Raw genomic sequence first — 24,156 nt, 5'->3', positions numbered from 1 at the left:
AATCTTAAATTAAGACAGGTTTGAAAAAATCCTTCCTATCTTTGATCAGTTATGGAGTTCAAATTCTTCTATCATTTCGGAAATTTCCTGCTAATGTTAAAGGGCATGTTTTCCCGCCCGGAAAACATGAAGATGTACTGGAAACAATTTATGCAGCAATGCGTGGATATCGGCGTAGGGTCGTTTGGGATAGTCTTTATTATTTCCCTGTTCATGGGTGGCGTAACGACGCTGCAAACAGCCTACCAGCTTGTAAGTCCTATCATACCCAGGAGTACCATTGCACAGGTGGTACGTGATACCATTATCCTGGAGTTTGCTCCTACCTTGACCAGTATTGTACTGGCCGGTGTGGTAGGTTCAAAAATAGCATCGGAACTGGGTAATATGCGGATATCCGAGCAAATTGATGCCCTGGAAATTATGGGAATCAATACCAAAGGATACCTGATAGCCCCTAAAATCCTGGCCGCTGTACTGATGATACCGGTCCTGGTAGCCATTGCGGGTTTCCTGGGTATCTGGGGCGGCAAGGAAGCCGGGGAACTATCCGGAGTGCTTTCAGGCCAGGAATTTATGCAGGGATTACGACAGGAGTTTAAAGCATACAACGTATTTTTTGCGATGGCCAAATCCTACACTTTCGGATTTATCATTGCCAGTGTATCTGCCTACTACGGCTATAATGTTACCGGCGGCGCATTGGAAATCGGTAAAGCCAGCACCACTGCCGTAGTGGTAAGTTGTGTATTGGTATTATTCATGGACTACGCATTAACGGCTATATTACTGTAATCATGATTGAACTGAAAGACATAAGAAAGAGCTTCGGGGATAAGGAAATATTGAAAGGCGTGTCTACAACAATGGAGCCCGGTAAAGTTAATCTGATCATCGGCACCAGTGGGAGTGGCAAAACCGTAATGATGAAATGCATTGTGGGATTGATGGGCGTAGACAGTGGGAAGGTACTGTATGATAACCAGGACTTTACCAGTATGGATGATAAAGAAAAAAAAGGCATTCGCCAGGAAATAGGCATGTTGTTCCAGGGATCTGCGTTGTTTGATAGTATGACGGTGGAGCAAAATGTGATGTTTCCCCTGGAAATGTTTGGTACTGGTACGTTGAAAGAGAAGAAAACCCGTGTAGCCGAGTGCCTGGAAAGGGTGCAGCTTAAGGAAGCCGCTAAAAAATATCCTGCTGAAATCAGCGGTGGTATGAAGAAAAGGGTAGGTATTGCCCGTGCCATTGTGCTGAATCCAAAGTATCTTTTCTGCGATGAGCCCAACTCCGGCCTGGATCCGCAAACTTCCCTGCTCATCGATAAATTGATCACCGAGCTTACCAAAGAATATAATATCACTACGGTGATCAATACCCATGATATGAATACGGTAATGGAAAGTGGCGACCACATTGTATATATGTACCAGGGACAGAAACAATGGGAGGGAAGCAACAAAGACATCGTATTCAGCAAGGATCAGAAATTAAACGACTTTATTTTCGCGTCTGAGTTCCTCCGGGAGGCCAAAGAAATGCGGCAGCTGGAAATGTTTAAGGATGGAAAGTGGCGGGATCAGCTGAAAAAGGAGCAGGGCGGAAAATAGAAAACAGTATATTATACATTAATATAAATATATATACTTGTAAACAGCCGTCAAATTATTTCCCCGGGCGATTGGTAGCTTTATCTTAAAGGCGATAAATTGCAGAATTATGGAAATCGGCTTATTTTTGCCGTCCAGAAGAATCAGATATATAATATTAAACCAATAAAACAAGCGCGATGAGTGTTTTAGTTAATAAGGATAGTAAAGTGATTGTTCAGGGATTTACCGGTACTGAAGGTACATTCCATGCTACGCAGATGATTGAATATGGTACCCAGGTAGTGGGCGGTGTTACACCTGGTAAAGGTGGTACTACGCACCTGGAGCGCCCGGTATTCAACACAGTAGCGGATGCAGTAAAAGCAACAGGTGCAAATGTTTCCATCATTTTTGTACCGCCGGCTTTCGCAGCAGATGCAATCATGGAAGCTACCGAAGCAGGTATTGCCCTGGTGGTATGTATCACTGAAGGTATTCCTGTTCAGGATATGATCAAAGCGAAGAATTTCCTGCAGGGTACAACTACCCGCCTCATCGGGCCTAACTGCCCTGGTGTTATCACCGCAGAAGAAGCTAAAGTAGGTATCATGCCTGGCTTTATCTTCAAAAAAGGTAAAATCGGTATCGTTTCCAAATCCGGTACCCTCACTTACGAAGCAGCTGACCAGGTAGTAAAAGCTGGTTTAGGCGTTTCCACCGCTATCGGTATTGGTGGCGACCCTATCATCGGTACACCTACCAAAGATGCAGTAGAACTGCTGATGAACGATCCTGAAACAGAAGGTATCATCATGATCGGTGAAATTGGTGGTAGCATGGAAGCGGATGCCGCTAAATGGATCAAAGAATTTGGTACTAAGCCGGTTGTAGGTTTCATCGCTGGTCAAACCGCGCCTCCGGGACGCCGTATGGGCCACGCCGGTGCTATCATCGGTGGTGCAGACGATACTGCTGCCGCTAAAATGAAGATCATGGCGGAATGCGGTGTACACGTAGTAGAAAGCCCTGCCAACATCGGTAAAACCATGGCAGAAGTACTGAGCAAGAAAGCAGCCCTGGCATAATTATCTGCCGGTAAAATATATAAAGGTGAAAAGTGAGGCGGTATCATCCCATCACTTTTCACCTTTTTTTATCCCCCATTTATGGAAACCTTACAGAAACCCGCATCTCTTTAAAAAGTATCTTACTTCATGTAAATAACGGTTTTATGCGTTTATTCATCGGAATATTCATTGTTTTAATCTTTAGCAGCATTCAGATAATGGCCCAGTTTAATTATGATAACTCCTGGAAGAAAGTCGCCACCCTCGAAGAAAAGGGATTACCTAAATCGGCACTCGAAGTAGCAAACGATATTTATGCCCATGCTGTAAAAGACAAAGCAACGGTACAGGAGATCAAAGCACTGATCTACCAAATGAAATACAATGCCCAGATCAAAGACAGCAGCACCCTGGAAAACATGCAGCGCATCGATAAGCAGATAGCTGCCACCTCCGGCGCTCAGAAAGCGATCCTGCAAAGTATCAAGGCAGAAATGTTGCTCCGGTATTTTGAGTATCATCGCTACCAGCTGTACAATCGCACCGCTATCGCCGGCGATGAAGGTACAGATATCACCACCTGGGGTATGGAAAAACTACACCGGGAAATTACCGCCGCTTACGAGGCCTCTTTGTCTGATAAATCGCTATTGGAAAAGACTGCACTCCGTGAGTTTGATCCCATTATCATACCCGGCAATACCCGCGCATTACGGCCTACGCTATACGATTTGCTGGCCTATCGCGCCCTGGCGTATTTTAAATCCGGCGAGTCGGCTATCACCAACCCGGTTAACCAGTTTGAGCTGACGGATGCCGCAACATTCGCCCCGGCAGCTACTTTTGCCGCGCATCGCTTTACTACTACGGATACTGCCTCTTTGCAATATCATGCCCTGTTGATCCTGCAGGAGCTCGTCCGCCTGCATGCCGGAGATAAAGCCGCCCTGCTGGATATCGACGCAGAAAGAATTACCTATATGAGCCAGGTAGCCGTGATAGATAACAAGGACGGGCTTTACCTGCAGGCGCTGGACCAAATGGCCCAGGCCTATACCGGCCAGCCGGAAGTAACAGCCATCCTGCAATTACAGGCCGCTCATTACCTGCAGGAAGGACTACAGGAAGAGGCACCCAATGCAGCCGCCATCAAAAAAGCGAAGGAAATTTGTGAGAAAGCCGTGCAACTGGCTCCTCAATCAGCCGGTGGCGTAGCTTGCGCCCAGATGCTGGACCAGGTGAACGAAAAATCACTGGAACTGACCACGGAAGCGGTCAACGTACCAGCATTGCCCTTTAGGACCCTGGTTAAATACAAGAACATCGATAAAATCTACCTCCGCATGGTAAAGGTGGATGAAGCATTCCTTAAACAGCTACGCAAAGCACAGCAGAATTACCGGAACGATGAAAATGCTTACTGGAAACTGGCGCTGGCCCGGCCTGCGCTGAAATCATGGGAACAAGCCCTGCCCAACCCCAACGACTATCTCTTACATAAAGCGGAGATTAAAATCGATGCACTACCGGCAGGACATTATATGCTGCTGTCCAGCGTAGATCCTGCATTTGCGCTGAACAATAACCCCATGGCCATGCAGTTGACCTGGGTATCAAACATTAGCTATATCAGCGGCAACAGCGAATACTACGCGCTGGACCGCACTAGTGGTAAGGCTTTGCCAGGAGTAACAGTAGATGTATACAAAGGAAACTACCGCGATGACCAGGACAACTGGACGCTACTGCAAAGCCTGGTGACCGATAAAAATGGTAATGTAAAAATCAAATATTCCAACAACGGTCAACAGATCCGCACTCACTGGAAAAATGGTGCAGATGAGCTGTATATAGATGAGTACAAGTATTTCTATAATAATACTTACGACAACAATACAGATGGCATCTATCATTACCTCTTTGCCGACCGGGGGATCTATCGCCCGGGTCAAACCGTTTACTTTAAAGGAATTGTTATAAAGCAACATGCAAAAGAGGTACAAAGCCAGCTTCAAACCGGCTATCAGTCCAGTATCTATTTATATGATGCCAACGGCACCAAAGTAGACTCCCTGAAATTGACCACCAACGAATATGGTACTTACTCCGGGAAGTTTGTTTTGCCCGAAGGACGGATGAACGGTATTTTCTACCTGAAAGAGGCCAAGGGAAAAGGAAACCTGGCTATTCGCGTGGAAGAATATAAACGGCCCAAGTTTTATGTAGCATTTGATTCCGTGAAAGAAAGCTATCGTTTAGGCGACACCGTTACTGCCACTGCTAAAGCGCTCGCCTACGCGGGAAACAACATCGACGGGGCAAAAGTAAAATACCGGGTAGAACGCCAGGTGCGTTATCCCTACCTATGGATGTTTTACTGGAAACCTATTCCTTTTTATGCTTCCCGTGAAATTGCACACGGTGAAACCACTACGGATGCCAATGGCGCATTTACCGTAAAATTCCCGGCGCTGAGTGATAAAACAGTAGATCCGGCCAACAAGCCTATTTTTAGTTACTACGTGCATGCAGACGTAACAGATCTGAATGGTGAAACCCGCAGTGCCGGTCAATCTGTGAGTGTAGGCTATCAATCCGTGGAAATAGAGCTGCGTACCGCAGAGCGCATGCAGCAAAAAGAACTGGCCGATATCAGGATTATCACCAAAAACCTGAATGGTGGCTATGAGCCGGCTACACTGCAGGTACAACTGAAACCACTTACGCCCAACAAGCGCCTGATACGCCCCCGCTATTGGGAAAAACCAGACCAGTTTGTAATGGACGAAGCGGACTATATCAATGCTTTTCCGGTAGACATTTATAAAAATGAAGATGAAACAGCTGCCTGGCCTCGCTTGTCGCCCGTTGTGCAGGAAACCATCAAAAGCAATCCAGATGGTCATCTAGCGCTCAATACCCAAAAGTTGAAACCTGGTTTCTACGAGCTGGAAGTAAGTACCCTGGATAAAAATAATGACACGGTAATGCAGAAAACCACTTTTGAGCTGGTAGACCCCAATACCAAAGTATTGCCGGCGCCTGCCTACCTGTGGACATATCAGCCAGAAGCCACTGTAGAACCGGGCAATACCGCCAGCATCTTATTCGGTACGAGTGCAGGTCCCCTGAATATATTACAATCCACTCAAACCGTGGAGGATGGCGATGTGCATACTAGCCTGGATCTTGCCGGAATGAAAAAACTGGAATATCCTATTACCGAAAAAGAAAGAGGCGGCAAACAAATCAACTATGTTTTTGTAAAAGATAACCGCATATTCACTACAGAAGCAGGTATAGCCGTGCCCTGGAGCAATAAGGACCTGCAGGTGAAATTGGGCACGCACCGCGATAAGCTGTTGCCTGGCGAAAAAGAAAAATGGACGGCCCAAATTTCCGGCAATAAAGGGGAGAAAGTAGCTGCAGAAATGCTGGCCGCTATGTACGATGCATCGCTGGATGCCTTTGCCCATAGCGCCTGGTCCATACCAGGTATTTATCCCTATGCTTCCAGACCTTCGGCTTTCAACGGCAGCGAAAACTTTAAAATGGAGGTATCTACCGGGCTGTATATCCGTCCGGATAAATCCTATCCATCCGAGTCAAAAGAATATGATGAGTTGAACCTGTTTGATTGGAACATGGCAGACGGAGGTGGATGGGCAGGTGGGATTGGAGGTATACGCAGAAAGGCGATAGCACCCAGAAATACTCAGGGAGTGATGATGGAAAATGCCAAAATGATGGCACCAGCGCCTGCCGCCGCTCCTGCCATGGATCGCCAATTGAATGAGGTAGTAGAAGTGGGCTATGGTACTAAGAAAATGCTGGATACAGCCGGCGCTCCACCAGCAGAAACCCCTGCATCCTCCATTCGCAAAAACTTCCAGGAAACTGCCTTTTTCTTCCCGGATCTTCACACCGACAAAGACGGGAATATTTCTTTCGAGTTCACCGTGCCGGAAGCCCTTACCAAATGGAACTTCCAGGCGCTGGCACATACCAAAGAACTGGCATTCGGCATGACAAGCGCCAGCATCGTTACGCAGAAAATGCTGATGGTGCAGCCTAATGCGCCCCGCTTCGTGCGCGAAGGGGATAAAATAACCTTCACCGCTAAAGTGAGCAACCTGTCCGATACCCTCCAGATAGGCCAGGCCCACCTGGAATTGTTGGATGCAACTACTATGCAGCCGGTTGATGGATGGTTCCAGAACATCTTCCCTGTGCAACATTTCACGGCTAAGCCGGGACAAAGCACTGTGGTAAGTTTTCCATTGCAAATTCCTCATGGTTTCCAAAGTGCGCTGGTATATCGTGTAACCGCGCAGGCAGGCAATTTCAGCGATGGAGAAGAAAATGCCCTGCCGGTGCTCACCAACCGGATGCTGGTAACAGAGGCAATGCCTTTACCGGTAAGAGGAGATGGAAAACATGATTTTACTTTTGAGAAACTGTTGCATAGCGATGCTTCCCAAACACTGGTACAGCATGCAGTTACAGTAGAATATACCAGCAATCCCGCCTGGTATGCCGTACAAGCATTGCCCTACCTGATGGAGTTTCCATATGAATGTGCGGAACAGGTGTTTAACCGCTATTACGCCAATGCCCTTGCCACATACATTACCGGTGCTACGCCAGGTTTAAAGGCGGTGTTTGAAAAGTGGAAAACTACCGACACCGCAGCATTGCAGAGCAACCTGCAGAAGAATGAAGAACTGAAAGCAGTATTGCTGCAACAAACGCCCTGGGTGCTGGAAGCAAAGAACGAGGCGCAACAGAAGAAAAATATCGCCTTGTTGTTTGATCTGCAACGCATGAAACAGGAAAGTAAATCTTCTCTCGATAAACTGGCTGCCAAACAATTGCCCAGCGGCGCTTTCCCCTGGTTTACCGGCATGTGGGAAGATAGATTTATTACACAGTACATAGTAGCGGGTATTGGTCACCTGCAACAACTGGCGACTGTAAAAGACCCAGTAACCACGAATATGGCCAATAAAGCCATTGACTACCTGGATAAATTATTAGATAAAGATTACTATGAGCTTATCAAAAGAAAAGCAGATCTGAAAACACTACAGATCAACTACCTGCAAATCCACTACCTGTATGCCCGCAGCTTCTTCGATAAGCCCGTGCCAGCGGCAATGAAAAAGTCTTTCGACTTCTTTTATGCCCAGGAAAAAATGGCGTGGACAAAGCAGGAACGCTATGCACAAGGCATGATAGCTCTGACGCAGTTCAGGAAAGGAGATAAGGTAACGCCGGCGGCTATATTAAAATCGTTGAAAGAAAATGCGATAACCAGCCCGGAAATGGGTATGTATTGGAAAGATGTGGTAGCTGGTTATGGCTGGCAGCAGGCGCCTATTGAAACACAGGCACTGCTGATAGAAGCATTTCAGCTGATTGGCAAAGATGAGAAAGCGGTGGCCGATATGAAAACCTGGTTGTTGAAAAACAAGCAAACCAATAACTGGTCTACGACTAAAGCTACCGCCGATGCTTGCTACGCCATGCTTCTGCAGGGTAGTAACTGGTTAGCTGCCAGTCCACAAGTTACGCTGCAACTAGGTAAGCAAACCATACAGCCAGCGGCCACCGAAGCCGGCACTGGTTACTTCAGGGAAAAGATTGATGGAAAAGCCGTAAAGCCTGATATGGGACATATCAGTGTAACCGTACAAGACAGCAAAGGACAACCTTCCTGGGGAGCTGTATACTGGCAGTATTTTGAAGAGCTGGATAAGATTACCACGGCTAAAACACCGTTGGTTCTGGAAAAAGAACTGTACAAAGAAGTGAACAGCGACAAAGGGCCGGTACTCACCAGGATTGCAGATGGCAACGAACTGAAAGTGGGAGATAAAGTGAAAGTACGTATTGTGTTGCGTGCTGACAGGACTATGGAATACATTCACCTGAAAGATATGCGGGCAGCTTGTTTTGAGCCAACCAATGTAATCAGTACCAGCAAATGGCAGAATGGTATGAGTTATTATGAAAGTACCAAAGATGCATCTACTGATTTCTTCTTCAGCTATTTGCCCAAAGGTACATATGTGTTTGAATACGCCTTATTTGTAACACATGAGGGCCGGTATTCCAATGGCATCAGTGAGGCACAGTGCATGTATGCACCGGAGTTTACGGCACATAGTGAAGGTTTGAATGTGAAGGTGACAGAATAAAATCAGCTTAAATTACAGGAAAGGGGATTTTGCGGTTTTCCGTAAAATCCCCTTTTTATATCTTCGCAGCATCATGAGGAAAGCTGATTACCTTATTATAGGACAGGGAATTGCGGGAACCATGCTGAGTTGGTTCTTACTACAGGCAGGGAAAAAGGTAATTGTTATTGACGATGCCAAACCCAACAGTGCCTCGCGGGTGGCTGCCGGCATTATTAACCCGGTATCTGGCCGTCGTTTTGAGCCGGCCTGGATGTATGATACTATTTATCCGTTTGCAAAAACTACTTATCTGCAGCTTTCGGCTTTGCTGCAGGTGCCGGTTTTCACCGAACGTCAGCTATGGACCGTATTCCCCTCGTCCCAAATGAGAGATGCTTTCCTGAACAAGACTACCGGCAATGAATATACGGAGCTGCCAACTACCCTAAAATATGACGCTTTCCTGGACCAGCCCTATGGTGCTGCCATTGTACGGGGAGCTACGGTAAATCTTCGGGCCTTGTTGCCCGCTTATCGCGGTTACCTGGCAGAACAGGATGCTTTGTTGGAAGAACACTTCGACCCGGTGGAGATGGAAATGACAGCTACCGGTGTAACGTATAAAACCATCAGCGCCGGCAAAGTGATCTTCTGCGATGGAGTGGGTACTACCGGTGAGCCTTTCTTTAAAAACGTAAAGTTTTTGCCCAATAAAGGGGAGGTGCTGCTGGTGAGGATACCGGGACTGGTAACCAATGATATCCTGAAGAAGGGCATTACCCTGGTGCCCCAGGAAGATGGATTATATTGGGCGGGATCTTCTTTTGTCTGGGATTATACAGATGACCTGCCTACGGCGAAGCAGCGGGAAATCCTGGAAAAGAGCCTGCAACAGTTATTAAAGGTACCATATGAGGTAGTTGATCAGTTGTCGGCCGTACGGCCTTCCGGAAACGACCGCCGTCCTATTATCGGTTTTCACCCGGAGTATCCCGCCATAGGTATATTTAACGGCCTTGGAACGAAGGGTTGCTCGCTGGCGCCTTTTATGGCAGCGCATTTCAAGGAAGTGCTTGTTGCAAATGCTCTACTGATGCAGGAAGTAGACTTGCGCAGATATTTTTAACATACTCCCGGGATAAAATGCCCGATGCAAACCGTATCTTTGCCCCCCTTATGGGTGTAAGTGTACAACTGGATAGTGGTCGCCATTTGCAGACAGCTTATTCCGTATGTCAACCATAAAACTCACTAAATCAATTATTTACGCATGTACAGGACGCACACTTGCGGGGAATTACGAATGGAACAGGTGGGCCAGGAAGTAACATTGGCCGGATGGATACAGACAGTAAGAAAGTTTGGCAGCATCAATTTCTTTGACCTGCGGGACCGGTATGGTATTACGCAATTGTTGTTCGGCGAAAGCCTGAATGCTAAACTGGATGCACAGCCGCTGGGCCGTGAGTTTGTTATCCAGGTAAAAGGTACCGTAACAGAGCGTTCCAATAAGAATAAGAATATTCCGACAGGAGATATAGAAATCACGGTAAGCGATTTCACTATCCTCAACGCGGCTAAAACGCCGCCGTTTACCATCCAGGATGATACCGATGGTGGTGATGAGTTGCGTATGAAGTACCGTTTCCTTGATCTGCGCCGTAATGCGGTAAGACAGAACCTGGAGCTCCGCTACCAGATTGGCCGTGCGGCACGTAATTATTTGCACACCGCTGGTTTCATGGACGTGGAAACACCTTTCCTGATCAACTCTACCCCTGAAGGTGCGCGCGATTTCGTGGTGCCCAGCCGTATGAACCCTAACCAGTTCTATGGACTGCCACAGTCGCCCCAAACTTTCAAGCAATTGTTGATGGTGAGTGGGTATGACCGTTACTATCAGATCGTAAAATGCTTCAGGGATGAAGATTTGCGTGCCGATCGTCAGCCGGAGTTTACGCAGATCGACTGCGAGATGAGCTTTGTAGACCAGGAAGATATATTGACCACTTTTGAAGCTATGTTGAAATATATCTTCAAAGAGATCAAAGGTCTTGAGTTCAATGAGCCATTCCCAAGAATGACTTTCGACGATGCTATGGAATATTATGGTAACGATAAACCGGATATCCGCTTTGATATGAAGCTGGTAAACCTGAACGATACCGTAAAAGGCAAGGGCTTTAAAGTATTTGATGAAGCGGAACTGGTAGTGGCTATTGCTGCTAAGGGTTGTGCTGAATATACCCGTAAACAGCTGGATGAGCTAACAGACTGGGTAAAACGTCCACAGATTGGCATGAGCGGTCTCATCTATGTTAAATATAACACGGATGGAACGCTGAAGAGCTCTGTGGATAAGTTTTTTGATGAGTCACAATTGGCATTATGGGCGCAAAAATGTCAGGCACAACCCGGAGACCTTATCCTGGTGCTGGCCGGCAAGGAAGAGCGTACTCGTAAAGCTGCGAGCGAGCTCCGCCTTGAGATGGGAGAACGGCTTGGTTTACGCAACAAAAACGAGTTTAAACCGTTGTGGGTAATAGACTTTCCGCTGTTTGAGTACGCCGAAGAAGAAAAACGCTGGGTGGCCCGTCACCATCCGTTTACGTCGCCAAAGCCAGAGCAGATTGCCCTGATGGACGATCCTTCACAATACGCTAAAATTAAGGCAAACGCCTACGACATAGTTTTAAATGGTACAGAAGTCGGTGGTGGTTCAATCCGTATTTTCCAGCGCGATCTGCAACAGAAGATGTTCGCAGCCCTGGGAATGAGTAATGAAGAGGCAGAGCGCAAATTTGGCTTCCTGTTAGGTGCATTTGAATATGGTGCGCCACCACATGGAGGTATCGCACTCGGATTTGACCGCCTGTGTTCGCTGTTGGGTGGTAGTGAAAGCATCCGTGACTTTATCGCGTTCCCGAAAAACAACTCCGGTCGCGATGTAATGATGGATGCGCCTAGTGAAATTGATCAAGCGCAGCTTAATGAGTTAAAGATCAGCCTGGTTAAGTAATTTTTAGAGGTGGGTTTAACTAAACCGTAACGGCCTCTACCGTAAAAACGGACTTACCGGCATAGTCTTTGCAAGAAGAGGGCTTCGTAGCTAAAAATCCCCTTTGATATGGCAATTTGCTGCATCAAAGGGGATTAACACTAATATAGGGACAATATTTTTTAACAAGAGATTAACGAGAGAAAAGAACCAGAGAGAAGAGATATTATCAAATTTTTTAAAGTAATATTGCGATGTGATCATCGTTGATATGTGAGGAAGAAAATGATGCTGAAAACAAAGAAAAAACTATCACCAACAAAAAATACTACGATGAGAATTTCTACATTCTTGAAGCGGACAGTATGGTCAGGTGCGGTGTTACTATTGCTCATGCTCAGCAATGTTGGGTTTGCTCAACAATCGACAACCAATTATTTGAAGAAATTTAAACCAGTATCCGTAGAGATCATGCAGGAAACCGGTATACCGGCAAGCGTTATCCTCGGAATTGCCATGCTGGAATCTGGCACCGGTACCAGCAGAAATGCTAAATTATTGCATAACCACTTTGGTATTGTGGGCAAGAACGACCTGGCAAAGACCAAGTCCGGACACCGCTCCGTATACAAACAATATGTTACTGACCTGGCTTCCTACGAGCATTTTGCGGAGCTGCTGGCCAGTAAAAAATGGTTCGGTCAAATGAAAGGAAACCCCGAATTTTCCGCCTGGCTCAAAAAAATGAACCATAGCGGTTATTCTTCCGCCGGCCATGAATGGATCAGAAGAGTGACGAATATTATTAACCGCTATAAATTGTATAAGCTGGACGCAAATATGGATAGCGTGGCAACGGACTCCAAGCAATGGTTAACCGTAGGCATGCCGCCAACAGGCGAACAGTGATGCGCTAACCTATTATAAACTATGTCCGGCAAAAATAAGTCTGCCTACCCGTTTTATATTATCATTGGAACGCTCGGATGCCTGGTAGGACTGTCACAACTGAACTACCGCTTATCATATAAAGACTTTCAATTCAGGAAACTGGATTTGTTGTCGGATCTGAAAACAGATTCAGCTTCCACAAACAATCAAAAGCTTACTGCTGCCGGCAAAGGCAACAGTAAGCTTTCTGGTTTAGACAGCAGCGCCGGAGCTGCCAATCCCCATGTACCCAACCCCGATCATGCTCATGACTTCATGTCGTATGCCGGTATCATGGAATATCCTTCCCCGGTTCCCGGCGATAGCTCCGCTGGTATGCAGCTTTTCTTTAACGCGCTTCGCGAACTGAAATCCGGTAAACGCCGTAAAGTACGGATTGCCTATTTCGGCGACTCTATGATTGAAGGAGACCTGATCACCGGTGACCTGCGCGACAGCCTGCAACATTTCTTTGGCGGTGCCGGCGTTGGATTTGTACCGGTTACCTCCGTGGTAGCTTCTTTCAGAACCACCATCACGCACACCTTTTCTACCGACTGGAAGGATTATCACTATAAAAATTCACCCCCTTCTAATATCACGCTGGGCCTGTCGGGGCATACCTTTTACCCGGGTGGAAACAGCTGGGTGAAATACTCGCCCGTGAAAAAGCCATTGCTCGACAAATTCCAGGATATATCCCTGTTATATGGCCCCGTAGCTTCCGGAACCGTTACCATTAACGATAAAGCCTATACGCTTTCCGGTAATGAAACGGTGAACAGGCTGGACCTGGAGCAGGATACCGCGCAACCTTCGCTGATGTTGCGTTACAGCGGTAGCGCGATGCCTTTCTATGGCGTTTGTTTTGAAAATGGAAATGGTGTTTATGTAGATAACTACTCCTTCAGGGGAATCAGCGGGGTAGAACTGGGGCACCTGTCGGCCGACATGGTACGCCGCATGCAACGGGAACGCCCTTACGACCTGGTAGTGATGCACTACGGCGCCAACGTATTATTCCGCCCGGAATTGACAGATTATAGCTGGTATGAGCGGCCGATGAAAAAGGTAATGGATTCCCTGCGCAACGACTTGCCAGGTACTTCTTTCCTGATTATCGGTACAGCAGATAAATCTTACCGCAAAGCTGATAAATATATCACTGCACCAGGGGTACCTGCATTGTTGCAGGTGCAACATGACCTGGCTGCAAGCCATGGTACCGCCTACTGGAACCTATACGCTGCCATGGGTGGCGATGGTTCTATGGTAAAGTGGGTAGAGGGCGATACCGTCATGGCCAACAAAGACTATACACACTTTAACAGAACAGGAGCAGCCAAAGTAGGAGCGCTGCTTTATAAAGCTATTATGAATGAATACAGGCTGGCACAACCTTAACAAAAAATGGGTGGCAGTGCTTTCGCTGTTGCTCGCCGGTATTACAACAACTTATGCACAACAGGTAAACGTTAACAATATTCAGCAGGATACTGCACTGTTTAGCGTTTTTCATTCCCTTTCCGCTGCAGACAGTAGTGTAATATCTATTCTTCACCTGGGTGATTCCCATGTGCAGGCAGGCTATTTTCCATTGGCCACAGCTTCCCTGCTGCAACAACAGTTTGGCTACGCTGGCAGGGGATATGTATTTCCCTATAGCCTGGCAGGCACCAATGGACCGGAAGACTTTAAATGGAACAGCTTCGTAAGATGGTCGTCGGAGAGAGTGGTAGACCGGAATAAGTCGAGCGTACTCGGCCCGGGCGCTATTGTGATCACTTCCCTCAATGATGCGCCTAACCTGGCTTTCTCCGGAAAACCAGATGGCAGTATGGATAATAACTTCCGTGAGGTAGAACTGTTTTATGATGCCGGTAACACCAACAATACAGTGGTGGCGCCCGATGCTACGGTGACGGTGACCCCCGCGCCGTTTCCTGGTTCGCCCACCATCAGTATGGCTACCCTTCATTTCCCTCAAACCGTCAACTCATTCCAGGTAAGGTGGGAAGGTACAGGCAACGGGCCATTCCGCTTTTTTGGTGCGGTCATGAAAAACGGTCGCCCGGGCGTACTATACAATAGTATAGGAATTAACGGCGCCATGTACCAGCAATACAACGAATTTGATAATACGCTTTTGGCGCAGATGGCGGTGCTGAAACCACAGCTGGTTATCATCTCCCTGGGTACAAATGAAGCTTATGGGGGCAGGATGGATCCGCTGGCCTTCAGAGATGAAATAGACAGAACAGTTACCCTGATCAGGGAACAAAATCCTGCTGCCCGTATTCTCCTCACCACGCCGCCCGATTGTATGCGCGCCGGCAGGAAAGGAGTGAGGAAGAAAGTAGGGAAAAGAAAATATAAGACGATATACCATACCGTATATTATCCCAATCCATATATTTCAATGGTTACCCAGCAGATTATGGGATATGCCCGTCAACACGGGCTTGCCTGCTGGAATTTTAATGCGGTAAATAAAGCGCAGAAGGATAGATTTGCAGGGGCATGGGCGCCAGACCATATTCATTTTAATGTGAGAGGATACCAGCAACAGGGCCAGTTACTATACGAAGCCCTGCAACAATCTTACACACATTACTTACAGCAAACCAAGAAAAATCCAGTTATCTCCAATGATCAGCGTTAATGAGTTGTTGTCAGAACTGTTGTACGACGAGAAAAATCCGGTTCTCTTTAACAGCGGTTTCTTCTTTTATTACTTTGCTTTATTCATGATGTGCTACCTGCTGGCCAGCAGGAGCAAAACCGCCAGGGTATGGGTGTATACCGTGTTTTCCCTGTACTTTTTCTATAAAGCCTGCGGCTATTATGTGGGATTGGTTATCCTGTCTGCCATCGTCGACTTTAATTTGTCGCGATGGATTTACCATAGTAGTGATAAAAAAGTAAAGAAATCGTTGCTCATATTTAGTATTCTGCTGAATATAGGATTGCTGTTTTATTTCAAGTACACCAACTTCTTTATCGGTATTATCAACGATGTTACTGCCGGGCATATTCACCCATTAAGCCTGATCCTGCCCATAGGGATTTCCTTCTATACCTTTGAGAACCTCAGCTATACGATTGACGTATATCGCGGAGAAATCAAGCCGGTAAACAATTTCATGGATTATCTTTTCTTCCTGTCTTTCTTCCCGAAGCTGATGATGGGCCCCATTGTGCGTGCGGCAGATTTTATTCCGCAGATTTCCATGCCCTATCGTCTTACCTCAGAAGACATCGGGAAGGGGATGTACCTGATTATGGGTGGTTTGTTTAAGAAGATCATAATATCTGACTTTATCTACCAGAACTTTGTACAATATATTTTTGACGATCCCAGTAAGCATACTGGCCTGGAGTGCCTGATAGGCGTGTATGGTTATGCCCTGGTGATCTATTGCGATTTCTCCGGTTATTCTGATATGGCGCTGGGTATCGCCCGGTGGACCGGCTTCAAGATCCCGCCTAACTTTGACTCGCCTTACCAGAGTTCCTCGATCACAGAGTTCTGGCGCCGTTGGCATATTTCATTGTCGAGCTGGTTGCGCGATTACCTCTATATTCCATTGGGAGGTAACCGTAAGGGGAAAGTGCGTCAGTATATCAACCTGGCGCTCACCATGTTAATCGGCGGTTTCTGGCATGGTGCAAGCTGGAATTTTATATTCTGGGGAGCTATGCACGGCAGTGCCCTGGCCATTGACAAAGTGCGCATTGACTGGCTGAAAAAACGTAAAAAAGTGATAACAGGCTGGAAAGCCACCCTCATTAAAATAATAGGTGTACTCATTACTTTCCACTTTGTATGTTTCTGCTGGGTATTTTTCAAGGCCGCTACGTTCCACGATGCGTGGTCGCTGTTGCACCAGGTGGCATACGACTTCCAACCGGAAATAGCGATGGAACTATACCAGGGGTATACCGCCGTATTCTGGGTAATGGTACTGGGTTTTGTATTACACTTCCTGCCATCCAGGGTGGAATTCTCCCTGGAGAAATTTCTCGGAAGAGTACCAGTGGTGGGCAGTGTAGCCATTATGGTGGTATTCATATGGCTGTTGGTGCAGGTAAAGAGTACCCAACCCATGATCCCGATCTATTTCCAGTTTTAATTCAACGCTTTTGCCAGGGAATGAAGATCTCACAATGATCGATTCCGGTGAGCGAAATAAAGAAATGGTTGCCACTCATTTTGAAGTGCCCGGACCTGCAGCTGGTGTTAATAAACTGGTACATGGGCAGGCCGGCGGCAACAAAGCTCATGGGTACCGGCAATTTTTTATAGTTACCTCCGGGAATCATTTTGGTATACAGGCCATGTGATTCCTGGAAGGTGAGCTGCATCTGCCGATGTGCCCTGTCATATGCACTTTCCATGGGCACAAGGATGCCCACATACATCATCATTTTACTATAAGAGGTAACAGGCACCACATCCAATGTGCCGGTAATTACCATGGCGCCCGACAGTTGCAGCACCGCATTGATGGTATGCAGTTCCCGTTGGTACCGGTCCATATACTCTACCATGCTTTTTATCGGGTTATTGTTTTGCGGCAGTATGTTGTAGTATAGGGTATAATCCGGCAGACTTACATCCAGCGTTCTGTCTATGGAAAAAATGAGATGCTGCGGATCGTTGTGGGGTGTGGTGGCCCTCGACGTTTCTTCCAGTGTGTAAGCTTCATTGGGTAAGTACAGCCGGTCACGGAAACTGACAGGAGATTCGTTATACAGTTCCCGGAAGCCCTTGGTAAAGCTGGAATGCGTATATCCACACATTTCTGCCACCAGTTTTACGCCAAAGCCGCTGTGCCGCAGGTAGCCGGCGCCAGCTTCCAGTCGCCTTCTTTTAGCAAAGTGAACATAAGATTCACCGTACATTTCCACAAACTTATGCGAGAAGTTGTCGTATGATTCGGCAATCATAGCGGCTACCATCCTGACATCCCGCTCTCCATAAGGATCATCATGCGATAAAGCGATGGCGTGTTCAATCTTCTTTTCCCAGTGGGTAATGGTGGAAGTTTTCATATTGGCATATTTGGAAGGTGATTCTAATCTAGTCAGAATGATAATCTGGTTTGCGGGGCCCGGCAGAACAGGAGTGTATTAACGAGCGCTTAACATTTAGACAGCATTATTAAATAATGGTTAATTATCTACTTTTGCGCAATAATTTAAAAACGAGATGCGCGTAGCCAGAATATTGCCAGTTGTTCTTTTGATGTTGTTATCCAGTATGGGCGCCCGGGCGCAATTCCTGATGGATATGATAGATACCACTTCTGAGCTGGGGAAGGGGATGATTTCCATTTACCAGAAGTATGATGCGCTACGGTTTAGCGGCTATATCCAGCCTCAATTCCAGATGGCACAGTCGAAAGGAGCTGCCAGCTACGCAGGAGGTGATTTTGGCGCTGCCGTTGATAACCGGTTTACACTTCGCCGTGGCCGTATCCGCGTGGATTATGAACGGTATGATAAGCAAGGCATGCCGGTTGTACAGTTTGCTTTCCAGTTTGACGGAAGTGAGCGGGGGGTGTTTATCCGCGACTTCTACGGCCGCTTCTTTGAAACCAAATTCAATGTATTATCGCTGGTGGGAGGGATGTTTGCCCGCCCTTTCGGCTATGAGGTAAACCTGTCATCGGGCGACCGTGAAACCCCGGAGAGAGGGCGTATGTCGCAGATACTGATGAAAACGGAGCGCGACCTTGGCGCCATGATCTCTTTTGAGCCCCGGCGAAAAGACCATCCGTTACGGTTCTTAAAAATCGATCTCGGCGCCTTTAACGGGCAGGGACTGACTGCTACTACCGATTTCGACAGCCATAAAGACATTATAGGGCGTATTGCCATCAAGCCTCAGAAAATAGGAGCTTCGAAAACCCTGGTGTCGGGCGGTGTATCCGTATTGTATGGGGGCATGCAGCAGTTTACGAACTATATCAATACCATGGGGACGGTAAACGGTAAACCGGGTTACCTGGTGGATTCCAGTGTAGCCAATGCCGGGAAAATTGCGCCGCGCCATTATTATGGCGCAGATATACAGGTAAAAATTCCGAATGGTCCGGGAAGGGGTAGCACCCAGTTCAGGGCAGAGTATATCCGGGGACAACAAACCGCTACGGCGCAAACAACCGAAACACCGGGTGCTATCCCGCTTACGCCCCAGGGAAAATATGCACCGCTATATATCCGCAGTTTTGATGGCGCCTACCTGTATTTCCTGCAAAACCTGGCCAGTGAACAGCATCAGCTGGTGGTAAAATACGATTGGTATGACCCCAATAAAAAGGTGAGCGGGAAAGATATCGGCGTACCAGGATCAGGACTAACAGCCGCAGATATACGCTATAATACTTTGGGAGTTGGCTATCTGTATTACGCCAACGAACACCTGAAGTTTATGTTTTATTATGACTGGGTTACCAATGAAAAAACAGCACTGGAGGGGTATACCAACGATTTGAAAGATAATGTGCTGACCTGCAGGATGCAGTACCGGTTTTAATTTCTCGCCAAGACGCAAAGTAGCAAAGAAACAAAGATATTTCCTTTGCTGCTTTGCGCCTTCGCGAGAAATTTATTCTCTTCCAGACTCCATCGTGAAGCCGAAAGTGCTGCCTATTTCAGGTTTGCTGCGAACAGTAATAGATTGGTCATGCGCCTCTACGATATGTTTTACAATGGCCAGGCCAAGACCGGTACCACCTATATCGCGGCTGCGCGCGCGGTCGGTGCGGTAAAAACGTTCAAATACACGAGGCAGATGTTCTTCTGCCATACCGATGCCATCATCAGATATTTCTACCAGTACCCTTTTGCCGTCCATGCTGTAAATGCTGGCAATGGTGTGGCCATCAGGTTTACCATATTTAATAGAGTTGTCTACCAGGTTGATCAGCACCTGCCTGATTTTCTCTTTATCTGCAAACACGGGCTGTGGCGCTTCACAGCCTTTTTTGATGCTGAATTTTATGCCTTTGGTATTGGCTTTCAGAGACAAGGTATCAAATACATCCTTGATCAGGTCCTGGATAACGAATACTTCTGCATTGATAGTCATTTCACCGCTTTCGAGTTTGGATATTTCATCCAGGTCATCGATGAGGCGGCAAAGGCGATCAATATTTTTGGTGGCATTTTTCAGGAATAATTTATTCACGTTTGGGTCTTCCAGCGCCCCATCCAGCAAGGTGTGAATATAGCCCTGTACGGCGAAGATGGGCGTTTTCAATTCATGAGAAAGATTGAGCAGGAACTCTTTCCGGAATTCTTCGTTCCGGCGCAGGTTCTCCAGCTCTTCTTTTTTCTGACTGGCCCATTTTTCCACGTCTTCACTTACCTCTTCAATGGTTTTCAGGGGAAGTATATTTTTCTGGAAAAACTCCTCCCGCTTGGATGCCTTGGTTTGGTAAATGAACTTGTAGATCAGCTTTATTTTACGGTAAATAAAGTTCTGCAACGTGTAGAGGTACAGGTAGTAGGAAACAAGAAACGTAAGTATAAATGCCCCCAACATTACCTTCCAGTTGCCATCTATTAGCAGGCTTCCCAATGCTATAACAGCTGATATTATCAGGGCTGTAAATCCCGCCAGTTTTTGCGGGGATAGGTTTTTAGCTTTAAACATACTCCAAAGTGAGTAATTAGTATAATAATGGGAAATTACTTTAAATTTTTTACTTGCCAACGGAAATCAGTTTAGCCCAGCAGCTTTTCAGCTTTCAGGAAGATGATGTTTTGGTGGGATGGAGGGCCAATAAAAACCAATAGCTGATAGTGATACTAACAGCTAACAGTAAAGGCCAACAGCTAATGATGGCATCAGCTTACATTTCGAACTTATATCCTACTCCTTTAACGGTAGTGATTAAGTCGATACCAATTTTCTGGCGGATTTTGCGGATGTGTACATCAATGGTGCGGTCGCCTACAATTACTTCTGTACCCCATACCTGGTTGAGGATTTCATTGCGCAGAAATACACGACCCGGTTTGGATGCCAGCAATTGCAGTAACTCAAATTCTTTTTTCGCCAGAATGATTTCCTGTCCTTTGTAGGTAACAGTGAATTTCTCACGATCAATGATCAGGTCTCCGAGGGTTACACGGGTTTCTTCCGGTTTGTGCAAACGGCGGAACAATGCGTTGATCCTGCTCACCAGCAGTTTGGGCTTAATGGGTTTGGCAATGTAATCATCGGCCCCCATGTTCAAACCATCTACTTCCGATTTTTCATCATTCAGCGCGGTCAAGAACAGTACCATGGTGTCTTTGAATTCCGGGATCTTCCTGATTTCGCGACAGGTATCAATCCCGTTTTTGTTGGGCATCATGATATCCAGCATAATCAGATCCGGTCTGAATATTTTAGCCTTCTGGATAGCCTCGCTGCCGTCTTTGGCGGTTACGGTATCATAACCCGCTGTTTTTAGATTGTAGCTGATAATTTCCAGAATGTCCAATTCGTCATCTACTACCAGTATTTTTCCTGCTACCGCTTGGTCTATCATAAATTTTGCTTTTAAAAAGACGGGACAAAATTATAAAGCCATCCCCGTGATTAATGGAAAATTAACATTATGAAATTGTTAATTCAGTATCAGCCTGGTTTTCCGCGACCATTCACAAGGTACATGAATTTATAATCTCCCTTCAATATGGTAATTATCTTTCATTCATATGGATGTGATTGTTACCGCAATGAAACATTTTTATTTTCAAGGTCGCCAAAATGCATAAATCTGCCCCGTTAGATAATTATGCTAGTTATAGATAGAATATTAATATATATTTCTCCTTAAAAACAAAAGATAAACGGGCACTACTGGCAAACTCTGTATTTTGGTTGTAAATTTGCTATCTGGTCCCACGGGAAAAGATCACTTTAGTATGAGACGATTTTTATTATTTTTTGCACTGGCAGTATTTGCAGCCAGTTCGTTAATGGCGCAGAGTAGTCATCATCCGATTCCAATCAGCAGACAGGGGTTTCATGATAACATCGACAAAGAACAGGCCGCCGCAGCCAAATTTGATGGTAAAGCCGATGATTTTGTTAAAGTATCAGACGATCAGACAACCAACCTGCAGGTAACCAACGCGCTCCTGAAAGAAGTAGACAACATGCAGCAGGAGATTGAAGATAATGATGCGCTGGATCACCGCCTGAAAGTAAAATACCTCTCCGGCATCTATATAATGCTGAAAGATTATAACACAAAACGCGCCCGTCATAAAATTGATCCGGAAGAAGCTCCCGCCATGGTAACCGCTTTCCGCGATATGATGCACGCCGATATCAAAGGCCAGAGCATTGCGCCTTTCGTAAAAAACCTTTCCTTCGACGGTGCTGAACGAATGATTGAATCCTTCCAGGATAATCCTGGTTATAAAGATGCCAAAGGAGAAGTGTTTGCCAAATACGCTTACGGTAACCTGGAAACTATCATGCCCAAACTATCGGAATACCTGGACTTCCCGGGCACCGATTCCATTGTGGCTGCCGTAGCCCGGAAGTATCCCAACCAGGTGCTTACCTACGCTACTTCTTATACGCCTATGGCCAACGCCATTAAACGTAACCAGGATCCTATCGTACAACAGATTGTGCGTATTGGTCAATCTCCCCAGAGCACCAAAATACTGCCTTTCCTGGACGAACTGCTGGCCGGCACTACTACCGTAGAAAAGCTGGAACCCATTGTCAGCAATGACTACCAGTACTACAAGCAAATGGTAAAATCTACCATCGCCCTGCAGAAATTGAAAAGCGAAGGGAAAACACCCTACGGGCTGAAAGCGATGATGGAAAATATGCTGGCCAAATCACTGCTGTATATCCGCGAGGTAAACGATTTGCACGAAGAATCCGCCCCGGTGCGTTTTGCTATCGTTAAAAACTTTACCCCCGAAGAACTGTATTATCTCATCATCAACGGCCAGGAAGAACTTTATACTTCCAGCTACACCAACCATAACAACGCAGGTTTATACGACCAGATGATGCTGCGTATGAAGCCACCCCGTGGCGACAGCCTGCTGGTGATGGTGAATTTCGACCGTTTCAAGAAGTTTATCGCTATGGCAGCGGGTTTCAATACCCTCGATAATTTCCTGAAATCAATGGCGCCGGAAAACTCCAATTACCTGATGCAGAAATATGTACAGAACCTGGAGAAAACGGAAGACCTGGAAGACGCGGTGGATGTAGCCAATTCTTTTGGCAGTATCCGCGATGAGCAACTGCTCGACTTCCTGCGGGCCGAAGTAAAAAAGAACCTGGCGTATGTAAGTCGCCATAAAGATAAGCGGGGTACGGTGATCTACCAGTTGCTCAGCAGCCTCTTTGAAACCGAGTCCAAAACGGAAAACGACTCATCTAAAGCCACCGATATGGCCAGCAAATTTCAGCTGCCGCCAATCAACTTCGTGGCCTACAACGGCCTGGAAAGCGATAGTGGGAAGGTATTCCAGCAGGTATTTTTCTATGGAGATAAGGATGGGCAGGAATCATTTTCCAGCTTCATGACCAATTTCCCGTCTTCCGAATGGAGAGTAACCAAGAATAAATACTGGGCTACTATTTCTTCTCTCAAAGGCAAGCCTACCGTGATCTATGCGAATTTGCCGATAGATGAACCGGGTGATAAAGAAGCGATTGCCAAGCTGTCGGACTACCTGGATGAAAATGATATTCACCCGAGCATCTTTATTCACCGTGGCCATAGCTACCATATCAATACTACCCTGGAGAACCTGCAAAGCTCTGCCAAGATTGTGATGCTGGGCTCCTGCGGAGGTTACCATAACCTGGCTACCGTATTGGAGAAATCGCCCGAAGCGCATATTATTTCTTCCAAACAGGTAGGTACCCGTTTTGTAAATGAACCGATCATCCATACGCTGGAAGACCAGGTACGCGCGGGTAAAAACGTTGACTGGGTGCAGATGTGGGCTGCTCTCACCAAAAGATTTGCAGGAGATGCACGGAATAAAGAGCTTTTCAGCGATTATGTGCCACCGCATAAAAACCTGGGCGCTATTTTCATTAAGGCTTACAAACAGGTGATGAAGGACGAGAAAAAGTAAGCTAAATGTGTCGTCCTGAAATAGGTTGACAGATTTAAAGATATTCCCGGTCGTCATTAGATGACCGGGATTTTTTGTTCGTGGACCTGACCTGGTGTTTTAAGTTTAAGGGCCAGATGCGGTCTGTATTGATTATAAAGAGTGACAGCCTGCGCTGTGGCCTTTATGGCCAACTCTTTACTTTTAAAAGGCCTGTCGGGAAAAAATTCCTCTTTAATTGTTTTATTCATTCTTTCAGCCAGGGCATTTTCATAAGGATC

General features: G+C 46.4%; 16 protein-coding genes. 12 read left to right on the top strand and 4 right to left on the bottom strand.

Annotated elements, in window-relative coordinates:
* Positions 1-51 precede the first annotated feature (51 nt).
* The 10 genes from HGH91_RS07625 to HGH91_RS07580 all read left to right on the top strand — a co-directional run bounded on the left by HGH91_RS07625 (position 52) and on the right by HGH91_RS07580 (position 16,905).
* Entirely contained in the window at positions 52-795 is a 744-nt protein-coding gene (locus tag HGH91_RS07625; RefSeq protein WP_168737901.1) for an MlaE family ABC transporter permease, read from the top strand.
* Between the two features lie 2 nt (positions 796-797).
* On the top strand, positions 798-1,613 hold the full coding sequence (locus HGH91_RS07620; RefSeq protein WP_168737900.1) for an ABC transporter ATP-binding protein: 816 nt from the start codon (positions 798-800) through the stop codon (positions 1,611-1,613).
* Positions 1,614-1,792: 179 nt separating this feature from the next.
* The gene (gene sucD, locus HGH91_RS07615) at positions 1,793-2,680 is read left to right on the top strand and encodes a succinate--CoA ligase subunit alpha (RefSeq protein ID WP_168737899.1); all 888 of its coding nucleotides are present in this window, start codon (positions 1,793-1,795) and stop codon (positions 2,678-2,680) included.
* A 146-nt stretch (positions 2,681-2,826) separates the two neighbouring features.
* Positions 2,827-8,862, top strand: a complete 6,036-nt coding sequence (locus tag HGH91_RS07610; RefSeq protein ID WP_168737898.1) for an alpha-2-macroglobulin family protein — start codon at positions 2,827-2,829, stop codon at positions 8,860-8,862.
* 73 nt (positions 8,863-8,935) lie between these two features.
* Positions 8,936-9,970: an NAD(P)/FAD-dependent oxidoreductase gene (locus HGH91_RS07605; protein ID WP_168737897.1), complete on the top strand. Its 1,035-nt coding sequence runs from the start codon at positions 8,936-8,938 to the stop codon at positions 9,968-9,970.
* Positions 9,971-10,114: 144 nt separating this feature from the next.
* Positions 10,115-11,863 (top strand): aspartate--tRNA ligase, encoded by a 1,749-nt coding sequence (gene aspS / locus HGH91_RS07600; protein WP_168737896.1) that lies wholly within the window; start codon positions 10,115-10,117, stop codon positions 11,861-11,863.
* Positions 11,864-12,175: 312 nt separating this feature from the next.
* The gene (locus tag HGH91_RS07595) at positions 12,176-12,751 is read left to right on the top strand and encodes a glucosaminidase domain-containing protein (RefSeq protein WP_168737895.1); all 576 of its coding nucleotides are present in this window, start codon (positions 12,176-12,178) and stop codon (positions 12,749-12,751) included.
* Between the two features lie 21 nt (positions 12,752-12,772).
* Positions 12,773-14,176: a hypothetical protein gene (locus tag HGH91_RS07590; protein ID WP_168737894.1), complete on the top strand. Its 1,404-nt coding sequence runs from the start codon at positions 12,773-12,775 to the stop codon at positions 14,174-14,176.
* A complete protein-coding gene (locus tag HGH91_RS07585) occupies positions 14,151-15,434 on the top strand; it encodes a GDSL-type esterase/lipase family protein (protein ID WP_168737893.1) in 1,284 nt (427 codons plus the stop codon). Before HGH91_RS07590 ends, HGH91_RS07585 begins: the two co-directional genes overlap by 26 nt.
* The gene (locus HGH91_RS07580) at positions 15,421-16,905 is read left to right on the top strand and encodes an MBOAT family O-acyltransferase (RefSeq protein WP_168737892.1); all 1,485 of its coding nucleotides are present in this window, start codon (positions 15,421-15,423) and stop codon (positions 16,903-16,905) included. The genes HGH91_RS07585 and HGH91_RS07580 overlap by 14 nt, the downstream gene beginning before the upstream one ends.
* 1 nt (position 16,906) lies before the next feature.
* Here HGH91_RS07580 and HGH91_RS07575 read toward each other — a convergent pair whose 3' ends face one another.
* Entirely contained in the window at positions 16,907-17,827 is a 921-nt protein-coding gene (locus HGH91_RS07575; protein WP_168737891.1) for a helix-turn-helix domain-containing protein, read from the bottom strand.
* A gap of 157 nt (positions 17,828-17,984) precedes the next feature.
* Between HGH91_RS07575 and HGH91_RS07570 the strand changes: the two genes are divergently transcribed.
* Positions 17,985-19,313: a porin gene (locus tag HGH91_RS07570; RefSeq protein WP_247651687.1), complete on the top strand. Its 1,329-nt coding sequence runs from the start codon at positions 17,985-17,987 to the stop codon at positions 19,311-19,313.
* A 72-nt stretch (positions 19,314-19,385) separates the two neighbouring features.
* On the opposite strand, the gene HGH91_RS07565 is transcribed toward HGH91_RS07570, so the two are convergent.
* Together HGH91_RS07565 and HGH91_RS07560 are read right to left on the bottom strand one after the other, a co-directional pair.
* Entirely contained in the window at positions 19,386-20,435 is a 1,050-nt protein-coding gene (locus HGH91_RS07565; RefSeq protein WP_168737890.1) for a sensor histidine kinase, read from the bottom strand.
* A gap of 199 nt (positions 20,436-20,634) precedes the next feature.
* On the bottom strand, positions 20,635-21,318 hold the full coding sequence (locus HGH91_RS07560; protein WP_079471020.1) for a response regulator transcription factor: 684 nt from the start codon (positions 21,316-21,318) through the stop codon (positions 20,635-20,637).
* Between the two features lie 379 nt (positions 21,319-21,697).
* Between HGH91_RS07560 and HGH91_RS07555 the strand changes: the two genes are divergently transcribed.
* Entirely contained in the window at positions 21,698-23,896 is a 2,199-nt protein-coding gene (locus tag HGH91_RS07555; protein WP_168737889.1) for a hypothetical protein, read from the top strand.
* A 56-nt stretch (positions 23,897-23,952) separates the two neighbouring features.
* Here the strand turns inward: HGH91_RS07555 and HGH91_RS07550 are convergent.
* On the bottom strand, positions 23,953-24,156 hold a 204-nt coding region (locus HGH91_RS07550; protein ID WP_168737888.1), incomplete at its 5' end, for an integrase core domain-containing protein.

It is taken from the genome of Chitinophaga eiseniae (genome assembly GCF_012641265.1).
Taxonomy (GTDB): domain Bacteria; phylum Bacteroidota; class Bacteroidia; order Chitinophagales; family Chitinophagaceae; genus Chitinophaga; species Chitinophaga eiseniae_A.
Note: the sequence above shows the minus strand (reverse complement) of the source record. Positions and strands in the feature narration are given on the sequence as shown.

Bases quoted from the DNA above. Each gene is read 5' to 3' on its own strand.
- HGH91_RS07595 (WP_168737895.1), top strand. From the start codon at position 12,176: ATGAGAATTTCTACATTCTTGAAGCGGACAGTATGGTCAGGTGCGGTG.
- HGH91_RS07575 (WP_168737891.1), bottom strand. From the start codon at position 17,827: ATGAAAACTTCCACCATTACCCACTGGGAAAAGAAGATTGAACACGCC.
- HGH91_RS07565 (WP_168737890.1), bottom strand. From the start codon at position 20,435: ATGTTTAAAGCTAAAAACCTATCCCCGCAAAAACTGGCGGGATTTACA.
- sucD (WP_168737899.1), top strand. From the start codon at position 1,793: ATGAGTGTTTTAGTTAATAAGGATAGTAAAGTGATTGTTCAGGGATTT.
- HGH91_RS07570 (WP_247651687.1), top strand. From the start codon at position 17,985: ATGCGCGTAGCCAGAATATTGCCAGTTGTTCTTTTGATGTTGTTATCC.
- HGH91_RS07605 (WP_168737897.1), top strand. From the start codon at position 8,936: ATGAGGAAAGCTGATTACCTTATTATAGGACAGGGAATTGCGGGAACC.
- aspS (WP_168737896.1), top strand. From the start codon at position 10,115: ATGTACAGGACGCACACTTGCGGGGAATTACGAATGGAACAGGTGGGC.
- HGH91_RS07580 (WP_168737892.1), top strand. From the start codon at position 15,421: ATGATCAGCGTTAATGAGTTGTTGTCAGAACTGTTGTACGACGAGAAA.
- HGH91_RS07625 (WP_168737901.1), top strand. From the start codon at position 52: ATGGAGTTCAAATTCTTCTATCATTTCGGAAATTTCCTGCTAATGTTA.
- HGH91_RS07620 (WP_168737900.1), top strand. From the start codon at position 798: ATGATTGAACTGAAAGACATAAGAAAGAGCTTCGGGGATAAGGAAATA.
- HGH91_RS07590 (WP_168737894.1), top strand. From the start codon at position 12,773: ATGTCCGGCAAAAATAAGTCTGCCTACCCGTTTTATATTATCATTGGA.
- HGH91_RS07560 (WP_079471020.1), bottom strand. From the start codon at position 21,318: ATGATAGACCAAGCGGTAGCAGGAAAAATACTGGTAGTAGATGACGAA.
- HGH91_RS07585 (WP_168737893.1), top strand. From the start codon at position 14,151: ATGAATACAGGCTGGCACAACCTTAACAAAAAATGGGTGGCAGTGCTT.
- HGH91_RS07555 (WP_168737889.1), top strand. From the start codon at position 21,698: ATGAGACGATTTTTATTATTTTTTGCACTGGCAGTATTTGCAGCCAGT.
- HGH91_RS07610 (WP_168737898.1), top strand. From the start codon at position 2,827: ATGCGTTTATTCATCGGAATATTCATTGTTTTAATCTTTAGCAGCATT.